A 25,311-nucleotide genomic window follows, 5' to 3' on the forward strand; every position below is an offset into this window, starting at 1 on the left:
TCTAAGCTCCCTCTTTCATATCAAAACAGCATGCTATTTATCTAATATTCAGATTGTTCGTTTCATATTTAAATTATATCATGAAAGTATTATATAAACCGATAGACTTACTTACCCTAATTAATATTTTATGACTTTATCTAAAGGAGAGAGATCAATGACAACTTCACAAGCAGTCGATCATGAAGAATTACAAGTTGCTAAAGAGTTCGTAAGTCAAGTATACGCACAGGTAAAGGAGCGTAATCCTCACGAAAATGAGTTCCATCAAGCCGTAAAGGAGATATTCCTTTCATTGATCCCCGTTTTTGCAAAACATCCTGTATATATGAAAAGCGGGGTATTGGAAAGGCTGGTTGAGCCCGAAAGAATGATCACCTTCCGGGTCTCTTGGGTTGATGATTTGGGAAATGTTCAAGTCAACCGTGGTTTTCGTGTACAATTCAACAGTGCAATCGGACCATACAAAGGCGGTCTTCGGTTCCACCCCACTGTCAATTCCAGCATCATAAAGTTTCTTGGCTTCGAGCAAATCTTTAAGAACTCCCTTACAGGCCAGCCGATTGGCGGGGGAAAAGGCGGTTCAGACTTCGATCCAAAGGGGAAATCGGACGCGGAGATCATGCGTTTTTGCCAAAGCTTCATGTCGGAACTAGCCCGCTATATCGGCCCTGATACAGATGTACCAGCTGGTGATATCGGAGTCGGTGCTAGAGAGATCGGCTACTTGTTCGGTCAGTATAAAAAGATGCAAGGCAGCTACCATGCTGGTGTTCTAACTGGTAAAGGCATTAGTTACGGCGGAAGCTTGGCGCGTACAGAAGCGACTGGATATGGAACGGTTTACTTTGTCGAAGAAATGCTAAAAGACAAAGGGTTACAGTTCCATGGCAGCACTGTCGTTATTTCCGGATCGGGTAATGTATCCATTTATGCCATTGAGAAAGCTAAACAGCTAGGTGCAAAAGTTGTTGCATGCAGTGACTCCAATGGCTACATATACGATGAAAACGGTCTGAACCTAGATACAGTTAAACGTTTAAAAGAAGTAGAACGAAAACGATTGAGCGAGTATGTCGATGCGCACCCGGAAGCTATATACCATGAAGGAAGCTACGGCATTTGGTCTGTACCATGCGACATCGCATTGCCTTGTGCCACACAAAATGAAATCGATGAAGAAGCAGCAAAATTACTGGTCAAAAATAATGTGAAGGCAGTCGGTGAAGGTGCTAATATGCCTTCAACCCTTGAGGCCATTGATGTATTCCTTAATAACGGCATCCTTTTTGGACCAGCAAAAGCGGCAAATGCAGGAGGCGTAGCCGTGTCTGCACTCGAAATGGCCCAGAACAGTGCCAGAATGCCTTGGACTTTTGAAGATGTCGATGCCAAACTCCATGAGATCATGAAAAACATCTATAAAAACAGTGTGGAGGCTGCAGAAGCATATGGTGAGCCTGGCAACTTAGTTGTTGGGGCCAATATTGCCGGATTCCTTAAAGTGGCGGATGCGATGCTGACTCAAGGTATACTCTAGCTTTCAGTTGATTTAGGAGGCGGTTCCGACATGGGCCGCCTTACTTTTGTAAAAGAGTGATTTCACTTTTTGATACCCACTCATTCATATCAATTCAAGCTGAGTATCCACAATTAGATAACATCAATTGGATTAAAAACATTTCTTTCTTACTACAAAAAAGAGTGCCGGAAAAGTTCCAGCACTCTTTTTTGTTTGGTAGACAATCATTCTTTGGTGACCAATTTCAATGGAACCGATATTGTGTCATCCACTTTGTCGCCTTTTAAGATTTTTTCAGCCGCATTAACCGCTTCTTCACCGATTAGTGCCGGTTGTTGGGCAACTGTAGCTTTAAGTTCACCATTTTCAACTGCTTTCAATGCATCATCATTACCATCAAAACCAACCACGATAATGTCTTTTCCTGCTGCCTTGATTGCTTCAATGGCTCCTAGTGCCATTTCGTCATTATGAGCGAACACCGCTTGGATGTCTTTATTGCCTTGCAGGATATTTTCCATGACGTTAAGACCTTTTGTCCGGTCGAATTCTGCCGTTTGACTTGTCAGAACATCTAATTGCTTGTCCGCAATATTGTGGAAGCCTTCCCCGCGTTCACGAGTTGCAGATGCTCCAGATACCCCTTCAAGCTCCACTACTTTCGCTTTTTCGCCAAGCTCTTTAACTAGATATTCTGCAGCCATTTCCCCACCAGCCACATTGTCGGAAGCGATGAACGTTTCGATATCGCCTTCGTCGGAAGATCGGTCAATCGTGATAACGGGAATGCCCGCTTCATTTGCTGATTGAACGGCTGAAGATATTGCCGCAGAGTCAGTAGGATTCACAAGAAGGACATCCACATTTTGAAGAATTAAATCTTCAATCCCGCTAATTTGTTTTGCCGTATCATCTTGTGCGTCAACAACCGTGACTTTCATGCCTTTTTCTTTTGCTTCTTTTTCAATACCATCTTTTAAGGAAACGAAGAATGGGTTGTTTAAAGTAGAGATGCTGACTCCGACTTTCACGTCTTTCATGGAGTCTTTCTTTTCTTTCTTATCATCTTTAAGACCAGAATCCATTGAACAGGCAGCCAAGACCATTAAAGAAAGAACCATGATGATCGATACTATTTTTTTCATTGATTACACCTCTGCTTATGATTTTTTACGGTCAAGTAAGACCGCGATTAATATAACTGCACCTTTTACCACTTGCTGGTAGAAAGAGGATACACCAAGTAAATTCATGCCGTTATTCAAGGTACCGATGATCAGGACACCCACCAGCGTACCGAACAACCGCCCTTTACCGCCTGAAAGGCTCGTTCCGCCTAGCACCACGGCTGCAATGGCATCCATTTCATAGGATTGGCCTGCGGTTGGCTGTGCCGAATTCAGACGGGATGTTAAAATGGCACCAGCAATTGCTGCCATCGTACCGGCCAGACCGTATATGGCCACCTTAACTCGGTCCACTTTAATCCCCGAAATACGGGAAGCCCTTTCATTTCCGCCAATGGCATATGTTTTACGGCCAAATGATGTTTTATGAAGCAAGAACCATAGGATGAAGAAAGCGATAACCATCACAACAGCCGGTACTGGCAGTCCGAGGAAGTAACCTCTCCCAAGCATTTGGAACATTTCAGAATCGCCAATTCCAGTAATTGGCTTACCATCGGTATATACAAGCGTTAATCCACGGAAAATCGTCATGGTGGCCAGTGTTACGATGAAAGGGGCCATTTTTCCTTTTGAAACGAGAATCCCATTGATTACACCCATTATTGCACCTAGTAGAATGCCTACTAATATTGCTAAAATCGGATCTAATCCCGAGACCATCATACCAGCCATAAGTGCGCTGGATAGAGCTAAAATGGAACCGACGGACAAGTCGATGCCGCCTGTCAATATGATAAAGGTCATCCCAAATGCAATAAGTGCATTGATCGAGGTTTGACGCAATAAATTCAAAATATTATTCGGTTCCATGAATGATGGATTTAAAACGGTTATTACGATAAATAATAGTACCAAGGCGAGTAAAGGTCCAAATTTCTGCCAAATCCCGCTTTTCCCTGTTGCCTCAAGTTTCATCCTAGTTCCCTCCTGTCGCCAATGCCATAATTTTTTCTTGCGTCGCTTCCTGCTTTAACACTTCCCCAGCAATCTTACCTTCGTGAACCACAAGGATTCGATCACTCATTCCAATGATTTCCGGAAGTTCTGACGAAACCATGATGATGGCGATGCCTCGCTCCGTCAATTCATTCATCAACTCGTAAATTTCACGTTTTGCACCAACATCTATGCCTCGGGTCGGTTCATCCATAATTAAAACTTTAGGGGAGGTCCCGATCCATTTGGCTATTACCACCTTTTGTTGATTTCCTCCGGATAGATTGCCGATGATCGTTTCAGCAGAAGATGTTTTCACATGAAGTCGCTTAATCATCATTTCGGCAAAGTTTATTTCATCTTCCGTTTTTACGATTCCACTAGGAGCAAAACTCTTGAGATTCGGCAAGCCGATATTTTCCCTTACAGAAAAGTCCAGGATCAATCCCTCTTCTTTACGATTTTCCGTAATGAAAGCCAGGCCGTGTCGAACTGCATCCGTTGGTTTTCGTATGGAAACTTTCTTGCCTTCAATGGTAATTTCACCGCTGTCTATTTGGTCGACCCCGAAAAGGGCGCGCATTATTTCTGTTCTGCCTGCTCCCATTAATCCGGCTACACCGACAATCTCACCTTGTCGAACCGCGAAATGGATACCTTCAAAAAGCCCCTTTTTAGTTAAACCTTTTACATCGAGGACTATGTCGCCAGGATTCGCTTCACGATGAGGAAAACGATCCTCCAGCTCCCGCCCGACCATTTTTTGCACGACTTCATCAAAATTTGTATCTGCAATTCTTTTCGTATCGACTGTTTTTCCGTCACGCATTACGGTGATCCTGTCACAAATGGCGAATATTTCTTCCATTCGGTGAGAAATATAAACAAGCGATACACCCTTATTGGTAAGTCCCTTCATCACTTCAAAGAGCTTCTCTATTTCTCTATCAGTTAAAGCTGCTGTGGGCTCGTCCATGATGATGACTTCCGCATCCGTCATCAACGCCTTGGCGATTTCAATCATTTGCTGTTCCCCGACAGAACAAAGTCCGGCTTCCTTATCGAAAGGAAGAGAGATATTAAGCGTTTTAAAAATCTCCTTTGCACACGCTTTCATTTGTTTGTTCTTTAAAACACCGAAAGGATTAGACATTTCCCTGCCGATAAACAGGTTCTCTAGCACGGTCATTTCAGGCCAAATATTCAATTCCTGACGAATAAATGCCATTCCCGCCTCTTCCGCTTCCTTTGAATCCTTGAATGAGGTTTCTGTGCTGTTAATCTTAATCGTTCCTTGATCTTGCTTATGCAGCCCAGTCAAAATGTTCATCAAGGTTGATTTCCCTGCTCCATTTTCCCCCATAAGCGCGTGGATTTCCCCGGCTTCCAAAGAAAAATGAACACCTTCCAATACCTTGTTTTGACCAAATGCCTTATAAATATTGTCCATTTCGATTTGCATGCCTTTCACCTCTTTTTAAAAGAATACTCCAGATTGCAAAATGCAATTTGAATACGGCGTTGTCTCCCCTGTCCGGATTATTGCCTTTGCTTTACTTGTCAGCTTTTTAAATTCCTCATGGGAAACATATTCAATGGGTTCTCTAAATTGCTGCTCCATATATTGATGCTGCTCTGGATTTTTCTCTTTCACTTCAGTTGCGGCAATTACTTTTTCAACAACCATATCTTCGTGAATGGCCCGAACGACATCTTGAAATGATGGCGTTCCAGGCGTTAACGCTAAATCTATCTTAGAAACTCCTGGTGGCACCGGGAGTCCGGCATCACCTATGACTATATAGTCCGTATGACCAAGGTCAACAAGGACCTTGGCTATTGAACTATTGATGATTCCTTGACGTTTCATGCTTCAAGGCCCCTTTCGACTTCTTCCTTTGTCGGCATGCCACCTTGAGCTCCTAACTTCGTCACGGAAATGGAGGCAGCCCGGTTCGCGAATAACAAACATTCGTCATAACTTTTCCCTTCTGCCACAGCCACCGCAAAAGCTGCATTGAATGTATCTCCTGCGCCTGTTGTATCCACTGCTTCCACGACAAAGCTAGGAACAACCTTTTCTTCATTGCCATCAAAATAACGGACGCCATTCTTTCCTTCGGTAATGAATAATTTATTTGGATATTCAGTCAAGACCTTCGTTTGTTCTCTCCCATTGAACAGTATTTCGAATTCATGCTCATTCGGCGTAAGGAATGCTGCCTGTTGAATGACTGCCTCACTTAGCTTACGGGCTGGAGCTGGGTTCAAAAGCAATTTCTTTTGAAGCTTTTTACACAATTCAGCCAGGTATTCCACCGTTTCTTCAGGTATTTCCTGCTGAACCATGACGATATCCGCATCCTCAATGACTTTTTTCGCCTTTTGTACATATTCAGGAGTGATGAAATCATTCGCTCCTTTTACGACAATAATACTGTTATCCCCTTCTGCAAGGGTAATGTGGGCGGTACCGGAGGCAGACCCTGTAACCGGTTCCACATAGTTCGTATTTACATGATTTTTTTTCAGGTTTTCTAAGATGATTTCCCCATAAAAATCATCTCCTACGCATCCTATCATCGATACTTCTGCACCAAGACGGGCTGCCGCAACAGCCTGATTGGCTCCTTTTCCTCCAGGAACTGTTATGAAAGAATCCCCTAGAACCGTTTCCCCTGCTATAGGACGCTTAGCTGATGTCACCACTAAGTCCATTGAAGAACTTCCCACTACTGCAATTTTAATCATGGCTTTTCCGCCTTCCTTCTCGTTGTTTCTCTTTCCACAAAAGAAACAGGGAGCTTTTTGTGTGTTTCTTCTATTTTTTCCTGATTGATCTTTTTAATTAGTAATTCCGCTGCCTTTGCCCCCATCTCATAGGCTGGCTGTCGTATGGTTGATAATGGCGGATGCAATAACGTAGTGAAGGCAATATCATCATAGCCGATCAATTGTATATCTTCTGGTATCCGTATACCCCTTTTCAAAATCTCTTGCAAGGCGGCTGCTGCAACAATATCATTACAGGCGATGATTCCATCAGTTTCCGGATAAAGCTCGAACAGTTTCTCTACACAAGCTTGTCCACCTTGAAGGGTAAGGGAAGAATCCATGACTTGCACATTCACTTTTGCTAGTGTCAATTCCTCCAATGCAGCCTTGTACCGTTCAAATACAGGTTTTATTTCGACTGGACCCCTAATAAGCACGATATTTGAACTGCCTCTATCAATCAATACACGAGCTGCCAGCTTACCGCCTGTCTTTTGATCAGAATAAACAGCTGGTAATTTCTCTGCTGTACGGTCGAGAAGGACAACTGGAATTTCCAGGTTATCGAAATTTTCATTGGCCTCTTCACTAGTTGAAGCAATCATGCCCACTACATTATTCTGCAGAAACGTGTCAATATATTCTATTTCTTTGTCTCTCTTTTCATCGCTATTTCCAAAAATTAACCGATATCCAAATTGCTGCAGATAATCCTCTACACCTCTTGCCATTTCCGGGAAGAAGGGGTTCGTAATGTCCGGCAAAATCAAACCAACCAATTTGGATTTACGTTTGTAGAGGGATCTTGCCACTTCATTCGGTTTATAATTTAGTTTTTCAACGGCTGCCATGACCGCCTTTTTTGTGTCCTCATGTGCATAACCGCTGCCATTCATAACTCTGGAAACCGTTGCGACAGAAACTCCCGCTTCCTTTGCAACATCCCGAATCGTTGCCAATATATCACCCTCAATAATTTTGTGTAACCGTTTACACAATAGCTTATCACCAATTTATATGAACGGCAAGTCCTATTCCAAAGTAATTTTTAGGCAATTTGGACCAACGAGGATAACACAATGCTTTTTTACGCGTACATTTAATATTTATCGAACTCTATCGTTTCTTTGCGTTACGCCTATATAGGCTTTTTCTCAAAGTTGATTAGAACTGGTGTAACCCGCGGAAAGCGAGTACCCTACGTTCCAATCAACGTTCGGATTTTTACAAACCCTAAAAAAAACTGTAGACGTACTCAATGATTATCGAGTTTGTCTACAGTCTGAAACTGCTCAAAGATCTGAGCCAATTTAACTTTATTGCGTTTTTGCCGGTAACTTTTCATAAAGGGCATTATTCACATACCCAAACTCAGATGCATGAGGACGATCCTCTCCATCGCTATATCCATATTGAAGCATCCGATTTCTATTCAGGCAGAGCTTTGTTAATTTTGGCGCAAAGAAATTGAATGTATCAAAACGATCCTGTAACATAGGGAATTTTTTCTGATGTGAAAGGATTGTTTGAGCGACACCTTCCCAAAAAACATTCTCATCCAAAAGGGACCTCTTCATCAGAAGTGTTGACAAATATCGGAAATGACAGATGAATAGTCCCGTGAAAATGAATTGAACTAGCCCCTCGGGAGTTTCACTTCTCAATACTTTTCTTAAATCATCAGGAAGGCTGCTTAATTCAGGAAGCGGCTGATCACTGACGTTTACATCATCCACAAAGTCCTTGATGGCTAAACGGTGTGGCTTGTAATCCTTCAAAACTAAAATGGTATTTTGACCATGCGGCGAGAAGACCAATCCATATTGATAGATAAAATGTAGTAATGGTGAAAGAATGACGTCGAATAATTGTGCCGTCCAGGCTTCTGCAGTCAATCCGGATTTTTCAATAAGGCTTTCCACATACGGTTTCCCTTTGCTGTCCACATGTAAAAGGGCCGCAAGCGTAATCGGCTTTTCGTCTTCTTCCATATAACTGTAAATGCTTTCTCTCCAAATTCCACCAAGCATCTCTAAATATTGGTAAGGTACATTCTCTAGCTTGGAAAAATACGGGTGATCTACGTTTAAACTGGCCACTTCACCAGGAAGCACTACTTTGCATTCTTCTTTCAAGAATGCATCATTTTCATAAATGTTCTTTATGTATGTTGTGATTTTTGGGGCAATGACTGTGCGCTCCGCTGGTAATCCACGGTAGACTAGCGTATTTAAAATGCTCATCGGCAGCTTGACGTGATGTTTATCCTTATTCGATACATTAACGAATGTCCGAATGGACTGCTGCGGCAGATACTCATCAGGACCATTTCCCAAAGCTACAATCAGACCTTTAGCCAAATCATCGGTAAAGTTCTGGATGATTACATTCTTCCACTGCCATTCATGGACGGGAAGATAGAAATAGTTTTCTGCGTTCAGCCCTTTCTCTGTCAATCTTTTTGCAAATGATTTTTGGGTTTCACCATCCAGTTCATTCTCCATCAATTGCTTATAGGATAGCGTTTCAATTGAATTGAACTCACCCCTCGTTTTATGGACAGCAATCCAAGATAACTGAACTTCTTTCTGATTTTCTGGAGCAAACTTCAAATAGTCATCAAAACCGAAACCGATCCGTCCTTTGTTATAAGCAATCCAAGGGTGACCGCTCATTTCTCCTTCAAGTAACGCATAATCCAGTTCGACTAAATCATCCGCGTCCTGTTCAGGTTTGGATAGCAATTGGAGATCCGCAAGCAGCGTATGATGGAATTCCTTGATTAAATGTCCTGTTGTTTCTGCAGTCATCCCAATTAACGGTTGGATGTCTAAAATGAATTGAATGGCATCAGTGGCCTGTGTTAAACCTTCCGTTTCACATACCTGAATCGACTCAGCCTGTACATCATAGCTGTCAAAAAGACGGGCCGACGCCAAAAATCGGTAAGATTTCCCCTCATTTATCTTTAACTCATATAGGTTTCCTGCTGCATTTTCGTTCAAGACAGCTGGATGGATCATATCTTCATACATATATTCAGAAATCATCTTAGCCAGCAGGTTTTGGTTTACTATCGACCAATTCTTTTCCGAAACTGCCTGTTCCACTTCATTTATGAACTGCATATAATGCTCCCCTTCCCTTCTCTTAGTAGGCCATGACTGGTGATTTTACACGGAATGACTGAAAAGCACCCTTAGGCTCGGATGGATAAACTTCTTTACCTGCCAATTGATTGATAATAATGGAATTTCTGAATGCCCCTAAGCCGAGATCCGGAGCACCCACGCCATGTGTATGCATCTCGCCATTTTGAATAAATAGGTGATTCGGCGCAGATATGGCCGTTCCTACCCGATAGTCTTTCGTTATTGCAAGACGTCCCAAGTCATCGCGGACTAAAAGGTCTTCCATGGTTTCAAGGAATGCCGGAAGGGTTGATTTATAGCCCGTTCCAAAAACAATCGCCTCTGTGTCCACATCAAATTCGCTATCTTCCACCCACTGTCGGCATTTCACTCCCCAGCCATTTTCAGTAGGGGTTACCGCCGTAACTTCCGTCATTGCCCGAAGTTCAATGGAAAGTTCGGCATTTCCAATCGACTTTTCATACATCTTGTCAAAAATGGCTGCAATTGTCGTAGCGCTGATCCCTTTATACAATAAATCCTGTTTCGGCAGAATTTCATCCTTCTTTTCCTGTGGCAGCCGATAAAAGAAATCAAGGTAATCCGGTGTGAAGTATTCCAACCCAAGTTTTGAATATTCCATAGGGAAAAATCCCTTGGATCTTGTATACCAGTTTAGCTGGAAGCCATATTTCTCCTGCTCATTCAGCAGATCCAGAAAGACCTCGGCTGCACTCTGTCCAGATCCGACAACCGTAACTGATTTTTTCTTTAAGATATTTTCTTTATTCCGTAAATAATCGGCCGAATGCAGGATGCTCTCTCCCATATATGGATGAAAGGCCGACGGAACAGTCGGGGCGCTGCCAACTCCCATGACCACATGACGACTATAATAGACTTCGATCTTTTGTGTTTGTGCATCCCTTACACTGATTTGATAGAAGGGTTCATCTTGATCCCCTATATATTCAACCGCCTCCACCGCTTTTCCAAAACGGCAGCTATCTAGTTGATGGGCAGTCCAGCGGCAATAGTCGTTATATTCTTTTCGTGGAATCAAGAATTTTTCAAGGAAGTAGAAATGATAGAGCCGATCATGCTGCTGTAAATAATTCAGGTAACTATATGGGCTTGTCACATCTGCCATGCTAACTAGATCAGCAAAGAACGGTACCTGCAAAGTCGTCCCTTCCAACAGCATCCCTTCATGCCAATTAAATTCCTGCTTTTTCTCAAAAAAGACGGCATTCAACTCCGGGGTTTTCTCCAAAAGGGCCGCAAGCCCAAGGTTAAACGGACCTATCCCTATTCCTACCAAGTCATAGATAGATTGTTGCTTCTCCATACTTCCACTTCCTCTCGAAATTCCCTCGTGTACATGACATAAGTAATGCAGTTTTGTCAGGGAGCTCAATTTCTTTAATTGGGGTAAACCCGCACTTTTCAAATAAGTAAATCATTTTTTCATTTCGAATATCCGGTTCAGCCATCACTTTGTTTGTGGTTGAAGTTAGTAGTTGGAATTTCACCATTGCACGTAAAAACGGCAAAGCCAGTCCTTTTCCTAGATAATCCGGATCACCAATGAGTAAATGAATACCTTGATCTCCCTCTTCGGATTCATAATAATCTTCAATGATATCGCCTTTTACCCAATACGATTCCCAATAGCTCATGGGAATTGAGTCCAGGCATCCTAAATAGAGTGTTTGGTGTGCATCAGCCAATGCCTTATTCAAATGGACAGCAAATTTTTCTTTTGTGAAATTTAAATTCCAGTAGGGTATCACATGTTCCTCATGCATCCATCCATGCAGGGTATCAATATCCCTCTCAAATTCAACTTTGACAAATGAAAGCTGTTGATTATGGTCCTTCAACATTTCTTCATAACTATTTTTCATAGACGGCCATAACCCCCTGCGCGAACGGATTTTCAATCGTTGTATAAACGGATTGCGTCTCAAGTGAGCCAACAAGTTCATCCAAATCATGAAATCGCGTCAGTAAATTAGCCTTACAAGATAATTCCCGGGCATGAAGCAACTTTGAAACAACTCGATTCAACCCTTCATCTTCGCTCTCCCTACTGCTTGTTTCCAGCTGTTCCTGAACGAGCTGTAACAGGTTCTTTTCTGATACTAATCCTTCCGTACCAAAATTATTGATCAAGCCTAATAAGTGATTAAAAAAGAAATAATATTGCAATCTTTCTTCAGCGACTTCATCAGAACAAATCGTGAAGCTTTTTTCACTTAGTTCAGGCAAGATCTTCAGCAGCCTGTCCACTTTGGACTCACAATAGTAATACCCTTGATTATCACGATAATAAAAAGTGGATGGATACCCATCTTGAAGTTGGATGATGGAATTCTGCTGATGGGCTTCTAAGACAATTCCATACTCTTCAAATAGCCAAAGCATCGGTTTTAATGTCATTGACAGATAGGTTTTGAACCAATCCATACTTACTTCTTCGGTACTGCGGTTTTCTTCAGCTGATAATTTGCGGATGATCGCTCCAAGCCTTGACGGTGCACCATAGGCATTATCCTGACATAAACCGGCAATCAGGCTTGCTTGTTTATTATTTTCATAAAAAGGGTTTTCCCGAATATCAACATCGAATCCTGATTCCTGCTCAGTCGTTTTGATTGTTAGATAAGCAGGGTCCTTTATAATTCGGAAGGAAGGGTGCCGTTCTTTTAGTTCGTCGCCCACTTTAGAATCTATTAATTTTGCAATTTCCACACCACGATCTAATTCTTTTTGCAGATTTGCACGTAAAGAATTCGTGATTTTAACCGGAACGGAAAATTTGTACATATATCTCGATGTGGCACTATATACCGTTCTAAAAGAAGAGGTTGCCGTAAATTTTTTCCCAAGAGGCCCCGCATAAACTAGTGTTCCTTGCTCGATTAGCCTCTTGACCTCTTCTTTTTCGATAAGCACTTTTGCCTGAAGCGGATGTGCTGGGATGATGATATAATGGCTTTCCCTTTGGCAATGCGTTGCACGGAATTCACTTGAAATTTCCAAGTCACCAGCTAATTCCTGTTTAATGATCTCACTTGCCGATCGGACTTCACTAGAATCTTGGATGACAATCGAAGGTTCCGCCAGAAAGTAGTGCAGCTGAAACTCCCCTTTTAATTCGGGTGAATATATCCATTCATCTTTTTCAGAAATGCCCTGCTTACTTTTCGGTGTCGGGTGGAACAGGTGCCCGAATAAAAGCGACTGCTCTGCTTCAATGTAGGTAAAATCAGGACTTTGAAGTGCATCAATATCTTCTGTCCTGGCTTCAACATATCGTTGAATATTTTGGCTGCTTAGGATGACACGCAGCATCAATTCATCTTCACTATCCGTTCGGCCCTGCTCATTCAATAATTCTTTGGAAACAATCGAGACCATTGTCACGTAATCTAATTCATGCACTTGTTTGGATGCCGTTTGGTAGTATATCGGGAAATTGAAAATATGACGCCCCGTTTCAGACCAATATTCAAGCGGAACAAGCAAAGCAATATCTTGGGATATGAGCTTACTGACCAATAATGTATCCTGTATGGATCCCTCCAAATTTGGCCAATTTTTCATTTCTTCTAAACTGCAATTCCCGGTTTCCCGGAAATAACAATTCAGAAAGCTTTGCATTGTCGCCCTTTCAGCTATTTGCTTACCATTCATCTTCATTCCTCCATCATCTTGAACATTTCACCTAATACTCGAATTTCGTCTAAAATGTCCTCTATGTGCTCTAGCCTTGTCATTGGATTCAATAGTGTCATTTTTAAATAAACCTGTCCTTCAAAACGTGTTTTCGCTAAAAAGGCCCGTCCGCTTTTCAGTAATTCTTGTTGAATCTGTTTATTTAATAAATTTACTAACTGATCACTTTCTCCCTCGGGATTATAACGGAATACAACCGCATTCAATTCAGGGTCTTTATTTAATACTGTGAACCCTTCCTCTTTATCGATCTTCACAGCCACTTCACGTGCAAGGTGACAAGTATAGTCAATCATTTCGGCAAAGGTATCCAGTCCAACGACCTTCAATGACATCCAGAGTTTCAGTGCGTCGAATCTTCTCGTCGTTTGAACCGATTTATTGACTAAGTGAACCATGCCCTCCGCTTCATCTTCCTGTGGATTCAAATAATCGGCATGATGCTGGATATATTGAAATGAGTTGCGGTCCGAGACAAGAAAAGCACCACAACTGATGGGTTGATAGAATAATTTGTGAAAATCAACCGTAATCGAGTCGGCCTGTTCAATTCCGCTGATTAACTCTTTGTAATCCTTACTTAAAATCATCGCGCCGCCATATGCGGCGTCGACATGCAGCCATATCCCGTTCTTCCTTGCAGTTACGGACAATTCATGCAATGGATCGATTGATCCAAAATCCGTTGTTCCACACGTTGCAACGATGGCAAATGGAAGTAAATCCTGTTCCGCTAAAAGCAGCAGCTGATGATTTAATTCATCTATGGACAAGCGATGATTTGAATCCGTTTTAATCGTGATGACGGCCTGTTCACCAAGCCCCAGCTGTGCTGCTGATTTACGAACCGTAAAGTGGGCAGCCTCGGAGCATAAGATCCGCAATTTCTTCGCCTCGGCCGGCAAGCCGTGCTGTTGAACGTCCACACCCCAGACACGCTTACAATAAGCGTCCCTCGCCAATAGCAGGCCCATATAATTAGATTGGGTTCCACCACTTGTGAAAATCCCATCTGCTTGTTCCGGCAACCCCACCTGTCTGCACAGCCAATCTATTAAACGCTCTTCCACGAAGGTGGCCGTCGAGCTTTGGTCCCATGAATCCATGGATTGATTCAACGTACCTATAACCATTTCGGCAGCCACGGCAGGTATTAACGTCGGGCAATGCAAATGTCCGATACAAGCAGGGCTATGCACATTGATGCTGTCATTAATAACAAACTCTGCCAGCTCAGCCGCTACGGCTTCCATTGTCTCCCCCTTTGGAGAGTTTAGGGTCAGCTCGCTTAATCTTGCTTCTATTTCATACGGTTTTTTCCCAGAGTATGGTGAGTTGTTCCCTTTTAAAAAGTTCATTAGCCTTTTTTCAATGATTTTTAATGACTGGCTGTAGTTATTGAAACCTTCTACGTTATTCAAGAACAATGGTGAATAGGCAAAATCTGTTTTATTTATCATTTCAATCATTAATCATTCACCCTCTTGCAACAGCTGCACGAACAGCTTGTTCAAAAATCGCAGTGGCTTCGAGAAGCTGGGATTCCGTTACGATCAATGGAGGCAAGAATCTCACTACACTTCCATGTCTGCCGCCAACTTCCAAAATCAACCCTCTTTGAAAACATTCCTGTTGAATGGCACTGGCAAGTTCTGAATTTGCAGGATAGCTTCCATTCGAATTTTGCGGTTCTTCATGATTGATCATTTCTACACCGACCATTAATCCCCGGCCCCGAACATCCCCGATCTGCTGAATATCTTTTTGCAAATCTTTAAGAATATCCTGTAAGATTTCTCCCATTTCAGCGGCATGCTCCACAAGATTGGTCTCTTTCATGAACTTTAAAGTTGCTGTTCCTGCCGCCATCGCCAATTGATTTCCACGGAATGTACCGATATGTGCACCTGGAGACCATAGATCCAGCTCTTTGTTATAAATCACCACCGATAATGGGAGACTTCCGCCTATTGCTTTGGATAGTACAAGAACATCCGGAATGATTCCTGCGTGTTCAAAGGCAAACATTTTCCCTGTACGGCCGATACCTGATTGAACTTCGTCGATAATTAGCGGAATGCCCTTCTCTTTTGTTATTCTTCTGATTTCCTTAAGCCATGGAATAGGAGCGGGAATGGAACCTCCCTCACCTTGTACTGCCTCTAAAATCATTCCTGCAGGTGCCAATAATCCGGACTCAGGATCGTTCAATAGGTTTTCGATATACTGGCTACTGATTTTATGACTTTCTTCTCCGCCTATTCCAAAAGGACAGCGATATTGATAGGGATACGGCAGGAATTGTACATCTGGCATTAACCCTTGTATTTTTTCCTTCGGTTTTGTATTACCGCTGATTGACATGGTTGCATGGGTTGCCCCGTGGTAAGCTCCTTGGAACGATAAAATGCTTCTGTTGCCAGTGGCTGTTTTAACTAATTTAAGTGCTGCCTCAATGGCATCTCCGCCAGTAGGACCACAGAATTGAATTTTGGCATTTTTCCTAAATTCTTCAGGCAGGCTTTCAAAAATTTCATCAACAAACTGCTCTTTAATTGGCGTCGTAAAGTCCAATGTATGTAAAGGCCGTTTATCCTTAAGAACTTTTTCCATTTCTTCAAGCACAGCCGGATGATTGTGTCCGAGTGCTAATGTTCCAGCCCCGGCAAGAAAATCAATATATCGTTTTCCATCCATGTCTGTTAGGTAAATCCCCTCCGCTTGATCGATGGCCATGGGTAATCGTCTAGGATAAGATCGGGCATTTGATTCCCTTGTATTTTGTTGTTCCAGTAATTGATCATTTTTTGTAAGCATATTCGTTACCATAGTGAGCCCTCCATGTATTGAATTAATTGAGAATAATTATCATTATCATGGAATTTATTTTACTGATAATGATAATTATTCTCAATGAGTAAATACACTCATTTTTCTTCTATTAATTTCCAATAAAATTAAGAAAAGGTTAAAACTGGGGCATATTCTCTACTTATCTATTGAATAAAAAAATGTTCTTAAGGTTTTATTAAGATTCTGTTTATAAGCTGAACGCAGTAAAAATTCATAGAAAAGGAGGAACAACAATGAATGGTTTAAAGGGCAGGCGGGAACTCAAACATGCAATCACCAAAGCGGATTGTCACTTATTAAGAAATAATCTGCAAAACTTCATGAGGCTTGATCCCCATGGGCTGGATGGGAAATATTTAATTCGAAGTGTCTATTTCGATAACTTTGACAATAAAATCCTACGGCAAAAAACAGAGGGGTTCTATCATAGGGATAAGTTCAGAGCCAGACTTTATGATCATAATACTGATTTCATCAATCTAGAAAAAAAGAGTAAGCGGAATAACCTTACCTATAAACAGAAGTGCAGGCTATCTGCTGGAGAATACGAACGGATACGTTCAGGAGATATAGATTGGATGTCCGAAGATTCAAGGGATATCCTTAGGGATCTTTACGTTCAGATGACCCTTTTCCAAATCAAGCCGACAACCGTCGTTGACTATGAAAGGGAGGTATTTATCTATGAATATGGAAATGTACGGGTCACTTTTGACAGCAACGTGAAAACGAGCTATCGGGATACGGACTTCCTGAATCCCGAATTAATCATGGTTGATGCTTTAGACCCAGATTGGGTCATCCTGGAAATAAAGTTTGATGAATTCCTTCCAGATATCATCAAACAATTGTTATCCATCATCGATACTAGAAAAACAGCTTTTTCAAAATATCAACTAAGCAGAAGATACGGCTGATTTCAGCTAAACATATAATATTTGGAGGAATAGCACATGGATACAACGACCACTAGCACTTTTAATGACATTTTCAAATCAAGTTTTTTGGACAAGACCGAGAGCTTTTCCATCATTGACTCCCTAATTGGGTTACTGTTGGCATTTGCCATCGGTTTGTTCATTTACGTCATTTATAAGAAGACCTTTTCCGGTGTGATGTACTCACACAATTTCAATATTTCCCTCATCATCATGACAATGGCCACGGCTTTGATCATCATGGGTATATCAACTAATATCGTTATCTCCCTGGGTATGGTAGGTGCACTCTCCATCGTACGATTCAGGACGCCGATCAAAGATCCGATGGACTTGGTCTTCCTATTCTGGGCAGCGGCCTCCGGGATTTTATGCGGGGCAGGATTGATTCCACTGGTTATCATCGGTGCCATTTTAATAGGTATTGTCATGCTCATATTTGCGAATCGGATCACTGTTGAAAATCCATTTTTATTAATCGTTAAATATTCAGATGCATCCATTGAAAAACCGTTAGAAGAAATGATATCCAACAAGGTGAAAAAGCATTCCGTCAAATCGAAATCCATCATGGCGGATAATAACCTCGAAGTGACCTATGAAATTCGATTAAAAGATAATAATGCGGAATTCATTAACCAAGTCAAGGACATGAACAGCGTGCACTCTGCCATCATGTTAAGTTATGATGGCAATTTTACAGCTTAAGATAGATGGCGGACATAAAAATCCATGCCCACCCCTCTATATAAGAATACAGGAGGAAGGAGCCTTGGCATGTTAAAGACAAGATATGTTGTAGCGACCATTGGATTACTGATCATAATTTTTATAGCAGTGATGTTTTTCCTTCCCGATCTTCAAGTTGAAAAAGCCACAAAAGGAAATACTTATACAGAATCTGTATTTGATCAAAGTAAGGTGACAACCGTAAATATAACATTGGCTGATGAAGATTTAGATTCCATCCTGGATAACCCCTCTGAAAAGGAAATCGTTGACGCGGATGTAACGATCGATGGGGAGACGGTTAAAAATGTAGGATTCCGTACCAAGGGAAACCTTTCCTTGAATTCCGTTGTTCAAATGGGAGATTCCGATCGTTACAGCTGGAAGATAGACTTTGATTATTATCAGGAAGATCAAGATTTACACGGCCTGAAAAAGTTGGCCCTCAATAATAATTACAGTGATCCCACCTATATGCGAGAATATCTTTCCTATGAATTAATGGACAAGATGGGCATAGCGACTCCAGGACATTCCTATATGTACGTGACCATCAACGGTAAGGAATGGGGCCTTTATCTAGGTGTGGAAGCCATAGAAGAAACCTTCCTAAATACCAACTTCACTGAAGGCACTGGCGACCTCTATTATCCGGATGGTACGGGAAGCGATTTAAAGTGGATCAGCGAAGACATTGATGACTACACCGGAATAAACTTGAAAACAAACGATCATTCGGACCAATCCGCCATGATCAAAATGCTTGATGCCATCAATAATGGGGGGAATTTGGAGGAAGTACTGAATGTCGATGAAATGCTACGCTACTTCGCAGCCAATACTGCCCTTGTCAACCTCGATCACTATCAGGGAGATAAAAAGCACAATTACTACCTATATGAAGAGAACGGGGTCTTTTCCATATTGCCTTGGGACTATAATATGTCATTTGGCGGTTATTCCGGTGGTGGCGGACGACAGGCGGGTGCCTTCGATCAAGAAAATAATAATGAAGGCAATGAAGTGGCAGCTGACCAAAAAGATGAAGCGACGGCTAAGAGTAACGACGATACTGCTAAGCAGGATGACAAGGAACTCCTTGGAGAAGCCCCGAATAAGAACGGTGGCCGGATGATGGATATGAGTTCCAATTTCATGAATGAAAGTAATATCAACTTCAGCATTACCGAACCGGTTTCAGGTACTACCCTTGAAGAGCGCCCTTTATTGAATGCCCTGCTTTCCAAAGACGAGTACCGTGAAAAATATTATGATTATCTAGACGACATTGCCAAAGATTTTTTCTCTGAAGAAAATATGACAGCAATGACCACTGAAATCACTACATTAATCACACCATATGTGAAAAAGGATCCGACCAAATTTTATACAATGGACGAGTATACAGAAGCAACGTCAGGCGAGGAAACCCTTGTCGACTTCGCTTCCCAACGAGCTGAATCCATCTTGGCACAGCTTTCTGGTGACCTGGTTGTGGAAGCTGAGACAGAAAGCAGTATGGGCGGTGGAGCTCCTGATATGGGCGATGACGCAAATGACGGCCAGCAACCACCAAACATGGGCGGCGGCGAGAATGGGGATGCTGCCATGCAACCCCCTGACATGGACCGCGACGGCAATGGTGCACCTCCTGGCATAAACGGGAACATGGGCCAAAAGGGGACAGGTAACAGCGGCTCCTCCAAAGATACGATCATTCTATCTTCCGTGCTCCTATTCTTATTATTTGGTGCAATGGCTTTCGCTCACTTCTTTAAACGAAGAGGCAAAAAAGGATAATAGACTATCCCCTCCAATACAACAAAAAAGGTATCCCAAAATATTCGGGATACCTTAGTTTGTAGGCAAAAGAGGTTCTATCTAAATTTTATAACAAAGTTGCCCGCGGAAAGCGAGTACCTGGAGGGGAAATCAACGGTCAAATTGTAAAAGCCATCAAAAAACTGTGGGTAAACTTGATTTTCATCGAGTTTATCTACAGTCTGAGGTATCCCAATTTAATCGGGATGCCTTTTTTATTGATGTAGCCTATGCTTTTTCCGGGTTATTCCTCCACATTTGAATAATTTTTAGCTGCTAATCAATATAAAATACCCTTTTTTGGTATAAAATAGTAAAATAGAGAGGTAGATGAACCTCTATCCAGAGGGTTGTTCACTTGTTTATCATTTGATTTTAGAGGGTAAAGGTTTCCATTATTACTTTATCCGATCGTACAGTTTCACTTTTGTTAAAAATGGGTCGGTGTCAGGGGGGGAACGGATGAAAAGAAATCATACGATGATGCAATTTTTTGAGTGGCATCTTGAGGCAGATGGTTCTCATTGGGACAGATTGAAGTATGCAGCCTCAGAGTTGAAGGATATAGGCATTGACTGCGTTTGGCTTCCGCCAGTTACCAAAGGGCAATCCGTTGGGGATAATGGATATGGAATATATGACGGTTACGATTTGGGGGAATTTGACCAAAAAGGAACAGTTCGTACCAAATATGGGACCAAAGATGAATTGCTGCAAGCAATAGCCACCTGTCATAACTACGGACTTTGTGTTTATATCGATTTAGTCATGAACCATAAAGCAGGAGCTGACGGAACCGAAAAATTTGAAGTCATTGAAGTCAATCCAGACAACCGAATGGAGGATATCTCAGAACCATTTGAAATGGAAGGCTGGACAAAATTCGATTTTCCAGGCCGTAATAATCAATACTCTGATTTCAAGTGGAACCATACTCATTTTAATGGTACAGACTATGATGCCAAAAACGACAAAATGGGAGTATATCGAATCACAGGCGAAAATAAGCACTGGAATCAGCATGTCATCGATGAATTTGGAAATTATGATTATTTAATGTTTGCCAACATCGATTACAGTCTACCGGAAGTTCGTCAGGAAATGATTAGCTGGGGGAAATGGATGGTTGATACGTTAAAGTGTGATGGTTTTCGTTTAGACGCCGTTAAACATATCGATTATGAATTCATCAATGATTTTCTCAAAGAGCTCATTCCTTATACAAAGGAACATTTCTTCATGGTGGGCGAATTTTGGAAAGCGGATGTTAAAGCTTGTCAAACATACTTAGAGCAAACCAATCATGACCTCAACTTGTTCGATGTTTCCCTGCATTATAAATTCCATGAGGCCTCAAAAGCCGGAACAGACTTCAACCTCTCAACCATCTTTGATGACACCCTCGTCCAAACCAATCCGGCGGAGGCCGTTACTTTTGTCGACAACCATGATTCCCAACCTCATGAATCACTGGAATCTTGGGTAAAGGACTGGTTTAAACCATCAGCATATGCACTAATCTTACTTAGACTTTGCGGTTACCCCTGTGTCTTTTATGGGGATTATTACGGAATCGGCGGGCCTTCTCCGGTACCAGGGAAAAAGGATATATTAGATCGCCTCTTATATGCAAGGTATGAAAAAGCTTACGGAGAACAGAAGGATTATTTTGATGACAAAAATACGATAGGCTGGGTCCGTATGGGGATTGAAGAGCTACAAGGCTCTGGTTGTGCCGTCGTTGTCTCCAATGGAGATCACAACAGTGAAAAAAGGATGTTCGTCGGTGAACATCGGGCTGGCGAAGTCTGGAGTGATTTAACTTATCATAGAGATGATCACATTACCATTGAAGAAGATGGTTTCGCGACCTTCCCCGTTCATGGAAAAAGCGTATCCGTATGGGCCTTGAATAATCCACTCTAAAAAAGATAGCAAAGAACAGCATGTCATTTGCGGATATGCTGTTCTTTGCTGAGCTATCCTTCCCCCGCCATGGATGCAATAGTATGCTTTCCGGTAAAGATAATTTTTCCATTCCAACCAATCATGGTAAGATAAGGTAAAAAAGGAGCTGAAGGAAAAGTGAAAAATGATATCATTAAACGATTTACTTCCTATGTGAAAGTGGACACGCAATCGAATGGGGAAAGCCCCTCATGCCCCTCTACCCCCGGACAGCTAACCTTGGCAAATACATTGGTAAAGGAACTGCAATCCATTGGGATGGAGGAAGTGACAATTGATCAAAATGGCTATGTCATGGCAACCTTGCCAGCCAATTCAGATAAGGATGTCCCGACAATCGGATTTTTGGCTCATATAGATACAGCAACGGATTTCACCGGCAAAGATGTAAAACCGCAGATTGTTGAAAACTATGATGGCGGTGATCTTACTTTACATGAAAAATTGGATGTCATCCTTTCACCGAATGATTTCCCTTCGCTTAAGGACTATATAGGGCATACATTGATCACGACGGATGGTACAACCCTGTTAGGCGCGGATAATAAAGCCGGCATTGCCGAAATCATGACTGCCATGGATTATTTGATCCAACATCCTGAAATCAAGCATGGAAAAATTCGTGTGGCCTTTACCCCCGATGAGGAAATCGGCAGAGGGCCACATAAGTTTGATGTAAAAGCTTTTGATGCCCAATTTGCCTATACCGTGGACGGTGGCCCACTTGGGGAACTTGAATATGAGAGCTTCAATGCAGCATCGGCCAAGATACTGTTCAAAGGAGCGAATATTCACCCTGGTACAGCCAAAGGAAAAATGGTGAACTCGGCTAAAATTGCCATGGACTTTCATAGCAAACTTCCAGTGGCAGAAGCGCCGGAATATACGGAGGGTTATGAGGGATTTTTTCATCTGCTTTCATTCCATGGTGATGTGGAAGAGACCAAGCTTTCTTACATCATCAGGGATTTCGACCGCCAAAAATTTAACGATCGTAAGGAATATATCACGAAGGTCACCGAAGAATTAAAAGAAAAATATGGTCAAAGTCGCGTCCAGCTTAATTTGGAAGACCAATACTTCAACATGAAGGAAAAAATTGAACCAGTCAAAGAAATCGTCGACATTGCCTACGAGGCAATGGATAAACTCGGAATAAAACCTAAAATCTCGCCAATACGCGGAGGTACAGACGGATCTCAATTATCGTATATGGGCCTTCCAACACCCAATATCTTTACGGGTGGCGAGAACTTTCATGGCAAATATGAATTTATTTCCGTCGATAATATGTTAATGGCCACCAAGGTGATTGTGGGCATTACCTCGCTCTTTGAAGAAAAAGTGAAGTAACTTGAAACGAAATGTCTTTATTGAAAAACCCCCAGACTCCAAGTCCGGGGGTTTTTCATCCAAAATTAAAAGCGTGACCAGTGACGGTGTTTAGCAATTGCCTCGATAAAGTCAGAACCACTATTATTATTATCGGTAACAGTTACAATGCCCATGGCTGGATCAGTGGAAACTATGCCTGCCATTGATAAGATTTCGGCTCCTTCTTTTCCCACACCAATCGCTTTGAAATGATTGTAAGCTTCATCAACAAAGTACATGGGCTCCTTGGATGCCTTCAGAGCATCAACACTCTCCTGACCTCCTGCCACGTATACCGCATCGAAAAGTACCGAATCGGCTGTCAGGAATGTCTGATTCACCTCGATTTCCTGTCCTTTTGAGCTTGTAATCATTCCTCTATTATTACTAATGATCTCTGCAGTTATCCCTGCCGATTTAAATGATTCCAAGACTTGATTTACCTCGGAACCGTCGAAACCATCTGCAGCCAAGATTGCCACTTTTCTTGTTGCAGCCGTATTCACTTTCTTTTGCTCTTGGCTTAAAGCAGGAGAAGACAAATCCATTTCGACTTGATTCTTGTTTGTTGGTGGATTCACTCCCACTCCAATGGCAATTGTTTTAGCCAGTTCAACATCTACATTGCTGAACATCTCGACAATTTGCTGCTGAACGTCCTTACTTTTCACTTTTCCCACTTCAAAGTGGAAAGCCTGAATAATATGCTCCTTCTCCACTTCCGTCATGCTATTCCAAAATAGTTTAGCCTGACTGTAATGATCCTTGAAACTTTCACTGCGTTGACGTACCTTCCTGCCATCGACTTTTTCCTGGTAATGTGTATAACCGCCCTCCTCTTCTGAAGCAGTTTCCGGAGAGTTACCTGCCAAGGAATTCTTATGATAGCTTACCTGACCTGGATTTATTGACATTCGGTGCATGCCATCGCGTTGATTGTTATGAACAGGCGCAACCGCCCTATTTATCGGAATCTCATGGAAGTTCGGACCTCCTAATCTGGATAACTGTGTGTCGGTGTATGAGAATAAGCGTCCCTGAAGCAGCGGGTCATTGGAAAAATCAATTCCCGGTACAACATGCCCCGGATGGAAAGCAATCTGTTCCGTCTCTGCAAAAAAGTTATCTGTATTTTGGTTCAAAACCATTTTCCCGATTATTTTCACCGGGACTTGTTCTTCCGGCCATAGTTTAGTAGGATCGAGAATATCAAAATCGAATTTGAACTCATCTTCCTCCTTAATCAATTGCACGCCAAATTCAAATTCAGGATAATTTCCTGCTTCGATTGCTTCCCACAGATCTTGGCGGTGAAAATCAGGATTTTTTCCTGCAATTTTCTGTGCCTCATCCCAAACAAGCGATTTAACACCCAGTACAGGCTTCCAATGGAATTTTACGAAATGGGCCACACCTTCTTCATTCACAAAACGGAATGTGTGGACACCAAACCCCTCCATCATTCGGAAACTTCTTGGTATGGCCCTATCGGAAAGATGCCACATGATCATATGTGCCGTTTCTTCATTGTTGGCGACAAAATCCCAAAAAGTATCATGGGCAGATGCGGCTTGAGGTATTTCATTGTGAGGCTCAGGTTTAACCGCATGAATTAAATCTGGGAACTTCATAGCATCCTGAATAAAAAATACCGGGATATTATTTCCGACCAAATCATAGTTTCCTTCCTCGGTATAAAACTTGGTAGAGAATCCCCTGACATCACGAACCGAGTCTGCCGATCCGCGGGATCCAGCTACAGTGGAGTATCGAACAAATACTGGTGTCTTGATTGAAGGGTCTTGAAGAAACTTGGCCTTTGTATATTCAGCCATCGGCTCATACACCTGAAAGTATCCATGTGCTCCTGACCCACGTGCATGAACAATCCGCTCAGGAATCCGCTCATGGTCAAAATGGGTCATTTTTTCACGGAAATGAAAGTCCTCCATCAATGTTGGACCGCGGGTTCCTGCTTTCAAAGAATGTTCATCCTCAGAAATACGCAAACCTTGGTTAGTCGTCATCTTTTTCCCGTTATCGTCGACTCGATATTGGGCCAACTGTCGATTCTTACTGTGTTCATTGACTTTTTTGTTTTCATTTGTCATCCTTTTCATTCCCTCCATGTCTAAAAAAATTCAGTAAGTCGTGTTGTATGTATTTTCCTTATAATCTGGAATAATCGCGTTATCTTTCCTCATATACCACTCTATTTTGACAATTAAACAGAATTACAGAAAAAGATGCCTCCACTCCTTTATAATGAAAAATCCCCAGCTATTAATCACTGAGGACGTGGCGACCGCTACATTTCAGGATCATATTTTACC

The 25,311-nt window shown here is 42.1% G+C and carries 19 protein-coding genes; 6 read left to right on the plus strand and 13 right to left on the minus strand.

The genetic code is table 11. The features are described 5' to 3' along the window. Nucleotides 1-157 precede the first annotated feature (157 nt). Nucleotides 158-1,540: an NADP-specific glutamate dehydrogenase gene (gene gdhA, locus ACQKMH_RS18755; protein ID WP_427588944.1), complete on the plus strand. Its 1,383-nt coding sequence runs from the start codon at nucleotides 158-160 to the stop codon at nucleotides 1,538-1,540. A 206-nt stretch (nucleotides 1,541-1,746) separates the two neighbouring features. On the opposite strand, the gene rbsB is transcribed toward gdhA, so the two are convergent. From rbsB to ACQKMH_RS18815, 12 genes are all read right to left on the minus strand, one after another. Beyond that, nucleotides 1,747-2,667 carry a ribose ABC transporter substrate-binding protein RbsB gene (gene rbsB / locus ACQKMH_RS18760; RefSeq protein WP_427588945.1) on the minus strand — a complete coding sequence of 307 codons (921 nt, stop codon included), beginning with the start codon at nucleotides 2,665-2,667 and terminating at the stop codon, nucleotides 1,747-1,749. Nucleotides 2,668-2,682: 15 nt separating this feature from the next. Then, entirely contained in the window at nucleotides 2,683-3,627 is a 945-nt protein-coding gene (locus tag ACQKMH_RS18765; RefSeq protein WP_141992385.1) for an ABC transporter permease, read from the minus strand. A gap of 1 nt (nucleotide 3,628) precedes the next feature. Further along, nucleotides 3,629-5,110: a sugar ABC transporter ATP-binding protein gene (locus ACQKMH_RS18770; protein WP_427588946.1), complete on the minus strand. Its 1,482-nt coding sequence runs from the start codon at nucleotides 5,108-5,110 to the stop codon at nucleotides 3,629-3,631. Between the two features lie 15 nt (nucleotides 5,111-5,125). Then, nucleotides 5,126-5,518 carry a D-ribose pyranase gene (gene rbsD, locus ACQKMH_RS18775; protein ID WP_427588947.1) on the minus strand — a complete coding sequence of 131 codons (393 nt, stop codon included), beginning with the start codon at nucleotides 5,516-5,518 and terminating at the stop codon, nucleotides 5,126-5,128. Continuing rightward, the gene (gene rbsK, locus ACQKMH_RS18780; protein ID WP_427588948.1) at nucleotides 5,515-6,399 is read right to left on the minus strand and encodes a ribokinase; all 885 of its coding nucleotides are present in this window, start codon (nucleotides 6,397-6,399) and stop codon (nucleotides 5,515-5,517) included. Before rbsK ends, rbsD begins: the two co-directional genes overlap by 4 nt. Next, a complete protein-coding gene (locus ACQKMH_RS18785; protein ID WP_427589010.1) occupies nucleotides 6,396-7,382 on the minus strand; it encodes a LacI family DNA-binding transcriptional regulator in 987 nt (328 codons plus the stop codon). The genes rbsK and ACQKMH_RS18785 overlap by 4 nt, the downstream gene beginning before the upstream one ends. A 357-nt stretch (nucleotides 7,383-7,739) precedes the next feature. Next, nucleotides 7,740-9,551, minus strand: coding sequence for an IucA/IucC family protein (locus tag ACQKMH_RS18790; protein ID WP_427588949.1), 1,812 nt, complete (start codon nucleotides 9,549-9,551; stop codon nucleotides 7,740-7,742). Nucleotides 9,552-9,573: 22 nt separating this feature from the next. Continuing rightward, nucleotides 9,574-10,902 carry a lysine N(6)-hydroxylase/L-ornithine N(5)-oxygenase family protein gene (locus tag ACQKMH_RS18795; protein ID WP_427588950.1) on the minus strand — a complete coding sequence of 443 codons (1,329 nt, stop codon included), beginning with the start codon at nucleotides 10,900-10,902 and terminating at the stop codon, nucleotides 9,574-9,576. Then, the gene (locus ACQKMH_RS18800) at nucleotides 10,877-11,461 is read right to left on the minus strand and encodes a GNAT family N-acetyltransferase (protein WP_427588951.1); all 585 of its coding nucleotides are present in this window, start codon (nucleotides 11,459-11,461) and stop codon (nucleotides 10,877-10,879) included. The genes ACQKMH_RS18795 and ACQKMH_RS18800 overlap by 26 nt, the downstream gene beginning before the upstream one ends. Next, complete coding sequence (locus ACQKMH_RS18805; RefSeq protein ID WP_427588952.1) at nucleotides 11,451-13,253, minus strand: IucA/IucC family protein; 1,803 nt, start codon at nucleotides 13,251-13,253, stop codon at nucleotides 11,451-11,453. The genes ACQKMH_RS18800 and ACQKMH_RS18805 overlap by 11 nt, the downstream gene beginning before the upstream one ends. A 2-nt stretch (nucleotides 13,254-13,255) precedes the next feature. Beyond that, nucleotides 13,256-14,764, minus strand: coding sequence for a pyridoxal phosphate-dependent decarboxylase family protein (locus ACQKMH_RS18810; protein ID WP_427588953.1), 1,509 nt, complete (start codon nucleotides 14,762-14,764; stop codon nucleotides 13,256-13,258). Nucleotides 14,765-14,771: 7 nt separating this feature from the next. Beyond that, the gene (locus tag ACQKMH_RS18815; protein ID WP_427588954.1) at nucleotides 14,772-16,124 is read right to left on the minus strand and encodes an aspartate aminotransferase family protein; all 1,353 of its coding nucleotides are present in this window, start codon (nucleotides 16,122-16,124) and stop codon (nucleotides 14,772-14,774) included. A gap of 257 nt (nucleotides 16,125-16,381) precedes the next feature. Between ACQKMH_RS18815 and ACQKMH_RS18820 the strand changes: the two genes are divergently transcribed. The 5 genes from ACQKMH_RS18820 (at nucleotide 16,382) to pepT (ending at nucleotide 22,957) form a co-directional block, all read left to right on the plus strand. Then, nucleotides 16,382-17,065, plus strand: a complete 684-nt coding sequence (locus ACQKMH_RS18820; RefSeq protein ID WP_427588955.1) for a polyphosphate polymerase domain-containing protein — start codon at nucleotides 16,382-16,384, stop codon at nucleotides 17,063-17,065. 36 nt (nucleotides 17,066-17,101) lie between these two features. Further along, a complete protein-coding gene (locus tag ACQKMH_RS18825) occupies nucleotides 17,102-17,794 on the plus strand; it encodes a DUF4956 domain-containing protein (RefSeq protein ID WP_427588956.1) in 693 nt (230 codons plus the stop codon). 69 nt (nucleotides 17,795-17,863) lie between these two features. Beyond that, nucleotides 17,864-19,615, plus strand: a complete 1,752-nt coding sequence (locus tag ACQKMH_RS18830; protein WP_427588957.1) for a CotH kinase family protein — start codon at nucleotides 17,864-17,866, stop codon at nucleotides 19,613-19,615. Between the two features lie 483 nt (nucleotides 19,616-20,098). Continuing rightward, nucleotides 20,099-21,562, plus strand: coding sequence for an alpha-amylase (locus ACQKMH_RS18835; protein ID WP_427588958.1), 1,464 nt, complete (start codon nucleotides 20,099-20,101; stop codon nucleotides 21,560-21,562). 159 nt (nucleotides 21,563-21,721) lie between these two features. After that, on the plus strand, nucleotides 21,722-22,957 hold the full coding sequence (pepT, locus tag ACQKMH_RS18840) for a peptidase T (protein WP_427588959.1): 1,236 nt from the start codon (nucleotides 21,722-21,724) through the stop codon (nucleotides 22,955-22,957). A gap of 65 nt (nucleotides 22,958-23,022) precedes the next feature. On the opposite strand, the gene ACQKMH_RS18845 is transcribed toward pepT, so the two are convergent. Beyond that, entirely contained in the window at nucleotides 23,023-25,089 is a 2,067-nt protein-coding gene (locus ACQKMH_RS18845) for a catalase (protein WP_427588960.1), read from the minus strand. Nucleotides 25,090-25,311: the final 222 nt, after the last annotated feature.

The sequence above is a fragment of the Peribacillus sp. NPDC097895 genome (assembly GCF_050277555.1).
Classification (GTDB): domain Bacteria; phylum Bacillota; class Bacilli; order Bacillales; family DSM-1321; genus Peribacillus.